The sequence below is a fragment of the Streptomyces sp. NPDC002130 genome (assembly GCF_040296465.1).
Lineage (GTDB): Bacteria > Actinomycetota > Actinomycetes > Streptomycetales > Streptomycetaceae > Streptomyces.
Map to the genome: position 1 here is coordinate 1 of NZ_JBEOXI010000477.1, position 3,156 is coordinate 3,156.

Here is a 3,156-nt window from a genome sequence, read left to right on the forward strand (position 1 = left end):
ACGGACGGCCGTACGGGATCGGGGTGGGGCAGTTCGACAACGGCAACGCGGCCACCGACATGACGTCCCGTATGCAGACGGGAGCGCTCCTGGCGGGGCCGGGGAGCCACACGCTCCCCGGCCCTCGCCGTCGGCCTGCCGTACGTCCGGGGTCAGCCGGCCGGGAGCGTCTCGGCGTCCTCGGCGCCCTTGCCTGCGTCACGACCACCGTCACTCACCGTGTCGGCCTGGGCCATGGCTGCCGTGTCCGACGCGGCCTTGATCGTGGCGTCGGCGAGGGCTTCCCCGGCCGGGAAGCCACCCGCCGGGGCGAGCGCCACCCCACGCCACCACGGCTCGGACGGGACGTTCTCGGCGGCGGGCTCGAAGGGCTCTCCGGGGCGGGGCAGGGCAACCCCGGCGCCCACCGCGCGGGCGGCCGCGAGCGCCCGACGCCGTGTTGGAAGCGGCGGACGCCGACGACATCATCCCCACCCGCCACGCGCGCCCGACGGCCGGGTGATCAGCTCCATCTCCGCGCCGTGGCTGCAAGCCGACATGCTCGAAGCCGCCCGCATCCAGCGCGGCCGCCGCGTTCTGGCGATCGGTTCCGGCTACGACGCCGCCCTCATGGCCGAACTCATCGGCCCGGCCGGCCACGTCTCCACCCTCGACATCAGCCCCGCCGTCACCGAAAGGGCCACCCGCTTCCTCAGCGCGACCGGATACGACCACGTCTACGTCTCACCGCCGACGCCGAGCAGCCGCCCACCGGTGGGTTCCGGACGGCGGCTTCGACGCCATGGTGATCACCGTCGACACCTGGAACCTGCCCTGGATCGACGCCCTGGGTGACGACGGCATCGACATCAAGGTCACCCACGGATCGAGGGTGCGGATCTTCCAGTTGAAGTACTACCAGGACGGTTTCCCGACCACAGCGCACAAAGGGCGGCGCAAGTCGATCAGGCAGTCGTTCGCGCGGGCTCTGCAGCACCAGTCATGGGAGTAGGACTTGGTGGTGCCGTGCACCCTGACCACGGCGGAGCGGGAGTTCGTCACCTCGCTCGCGGCCGGACAGACAGTACGGGTCGGGGTGTGGGACCGGGCCAAGCTGGACGGGTACGCAGGCACGCCACTGCTACAGCAACGCCGCCAGGTACGCCTACGAACACCGCCACACAGGCCTGGTCTACGCCGAGGGACACGCCCTCCCCGATGGCGTCGACTTCCCCCTCGCGCACGCCTGGTGCGTCCGACCCGACGGAACGGCCGTGGATCCCACCTGGGCCGACAAGCCTGGCCGCGCCTACATCGGGGTGGCATTCCGTGATCCACAGCGCTGACCGGGCCAACGGCGGAGTCGTCGCACCCGGCGGCTTCCAGGGCGAGGACACCGACATCCTGGCCAAGGCCGTCTACAGCCGTGCCGACCGGGAGATCTGCAACCCGTCCTGGACCGGCTCACCGCCCGGCAGGGCCGGGTGACCGGCCCACTACAGCCCCTTCTGGCGCGAGCGGGACTACCTGCCCGACGCTCGGAGGATCAAGGCCGGGGTCTTCCTCGTCCACGGTCTCAACGACTGGAACGTGAAGACCCGGCACACCGCCCGACTGTGGGAGGCCCTCGGGCGGCACGGCGTCCCGCGCAAACTGTGGCTGCACCAGGCCGGGAACAGCAACCCCATGCCGCTGCGCATGGAGGAATGGCTGCGGCAGCTGCACCAGTGGTACGACTTCTGGCTGTACGGCCTGGACAACGGCGCCCTCGACGAACCCGCGGTCGACATCGAGCAGGCCGACTTCACCTGGCGGCAGCAGTCCACCTGGCCGGCGCCCGGCACCAGGCGTCTGACGCTGCGCCTGAACGCCGACGGCGGCCTTTCACCACTGCCCGGCCGGCCGGCCGGGCGGACGCTGCACGACGCCGGCCGCACCCTGCGCGCCGAGCAGCTCGTCGCCGATCCCGGCACCGCGCATCCCCACCGGCTCGCCTGGACGACCGCGCCCCTGCGGAGCGACCTGCGCGTCAACGGCGCGCCCGAGATGTCGGTGCGGGCCTCGCTCGACGGCACATCCCCGTATACGACGGCGCTGTTCGTCGACTACGGGACCGCCACCCGGGCCATCGCCGGCACTGTCCAGGACACCTCGCGGCTCGTCTGCTACGGCGAGGGCGTCCCCGGCGACACCGGCTGCGCGTACCGGACGAAGCACCGCACCGAGACCACCGATTTCAAGATCGTGACGCGGGGCTGGCTCGACGTCCGCGACCGCGACTCGGCCGCCCGGCCGTCGCCGGTCGTCGAAGGCCGCGAGTACCGGCTGCGCTGGGCCATGCAGCCCCAGGACTACGTCGTCGAGAAGGGGCACCGGCTCGGCGTGGTGCTGATCTCCACCGACCACGACTACACGCTGCGCCACCCGCCCGGCACGCGGATGACCGTAAGGACCGGGCTCAGCAGCGTGACGCTCCCGGTGGCGCCCCCGGCCGGAAGCTGAGGAGCCGGCCCCGGGCCCCGCCCCGGACTCCCGTACCGGCGCGGGCCCGGCGGCCGCTGTATGTCCGCTGTACGGGCCGGTCTATGGCGCGTGTGTACCGTCTGCCGAAAGGAGGAGGGGAACTCATGATGCCGTCATTGAGCAAGGTCGCCGACCGGGTGCTCGAGCGTTTCGTGCCGAAGGCGTCCGCGTCCGCGGACACCAGCTGGTGGGAGTACTGCTACTGCACCGCCGACTGGCGCAAGATCTACCGCCTGTGTCACGTGGTGGGCGGACGGACCTCGTGCGGAAAGTGCGAGAACGTCCGCTACATCGGCTGCTGACAGAACACGAGTGCGGGGCGGGCGGCGCTGGCACGCGTCCGGGCCGTCCGCTCCCGTGCCCCACATACGAGGACTTCGCGCATGACCTACGTCGCTTTCGCATGCCGGATTCTCTTGTTCGGTGTCTTTCTGCTGGCGCTCGCCGGAAAGGTGCGCAGCAGGACCGCCTTCGCCTCGTTCGCCCGGTCGATCACTGACCTGCGGCTCTTTCCTCGGAAGGTGTCGAGGGCGGCGGCCGCCGCGGTGATCGCCGGAGAAGTCGCGGTACTTCTGCTGCTAGTGCCCCCGCGAACGGCGCCCCTGGGGCTGGCGGCCGCGGTGCTCCTGCTGCTCGCCTTCACCGCGGGCATCG

General features: G+C 71.4%; 7 protein-coding genes and 2 pseudogenes. 8 read left to right on the forward strand and 1 reads right to left on the reverse strand.

Annotated elements, in window-relative coordinates; genetic code table 11:
* Positions 1 to 95, forward strand: a pseudogene (locus ABT116_RS41320) (3-oxoacyl-ACP reductase); the annotation flags it as partial.
* Between the two features lie 57 nt (positions 96 to 152).
* Here the strand turns inward: ABT116_RS41320 and ABT116_RS41325 are convergent.
* Positions 153 to 407, reverse strand: coding sequence for a hypothetical protein (locus ABT116_RS41325; RefSeq protein WP_502984030.1), 255 nt, complete (start codon positions 405 to 407; stop codon positions 153 to 155).
* A gap of 91 nt (positions 408 to 498) precedes the next feature.
* Here ABT116_RS41325 and ABT116_RS41330 point away from each other — a divergent pair, with 91 nt between their 5' ends.
* The 7 genes and pseudogenes from ABT116_RS41330 to ABT116_RS41360 all read left to right on the forward strand — a co-directional run.
* Entirely contained in the window at positions 499 to 834 is a 336-nt protein-coding gene (locus ABT116_RS41330; RefSeq protein ID WP_351645391.1) for a hypothetical protein, read from the forward strand.
* The gene (locus tag ABT116_RS41335; RefSeq protein WP_351645394.1) at positions 782 to 991 is read left to right on the forward strand and encodes a hypothetical protein; all 210 of its coding nucleotides are present in this window, start codon (positions 782 to 784) and stop codon (positions 989 to 991) included. Before ABT116_RS41330 ends, ABT116_RS41335 begins: the two co-directional genes overlap by 53 nt.
* A gap of 317 nt (positions 992 to 1,308) precedes the next feature.
* Complete coding sequence (locus tag ABT116_RS41340) at positions 1,309 to 1,467, forward strand: hypothetical protein (RefSeq protein WP_351645397.1); 159 nt, start codon at positions 1,309 to 1,311, stop codon at positions 1,465 to 1,467.
* Between the two features lie 18 nt (positions 1,468 to 1,485).
* A pseudogene (locus ABT116_RS41345) lies at positions 1,486 to 1,638 on the forward strand (CocE/NonD family hydrolase); the annotation flags it as partial.
* A gap of 39 nt (positions 1,639 to 1,677) precedes the next feature.
* Positions 1,678 to 2,481, forward strand: a complete 804-nt coding sequence (locus ABT116_RS41350; RefSeq protein ID WP_351645404.1) for a CocE/NonD family hydrolase C-terminal non-catalytic domain-containing protein — start codon at positions 1,678 to 1,680, stop codon at positions 2,479 to 2,481.
* A 125-nt stretch (positions 2,482 to 2,606) separates the two neighbouring features.
* On the forward strand, positions 2,607 to 2,804 hold the full coding sequence (locus tag ABT116_RS41355; RefSeq protein WP_031104392.1) for a hypothetical protein: 198 nt from the start codon (positions 2,607 to 2,609) through the stop codon (positions 2,802 to 2,804).
* Positions 2,805 to 2,885: 81 nt separating this feature from the next.
* Positions 2,886 to 3,156 (forward strand): MauE/DoxX family redox-associated membrane protein (locus ABT116_RS41360; protein WP_351645401.1); only part of this gene is annotated, 271 nt, incomplete at its 3' end.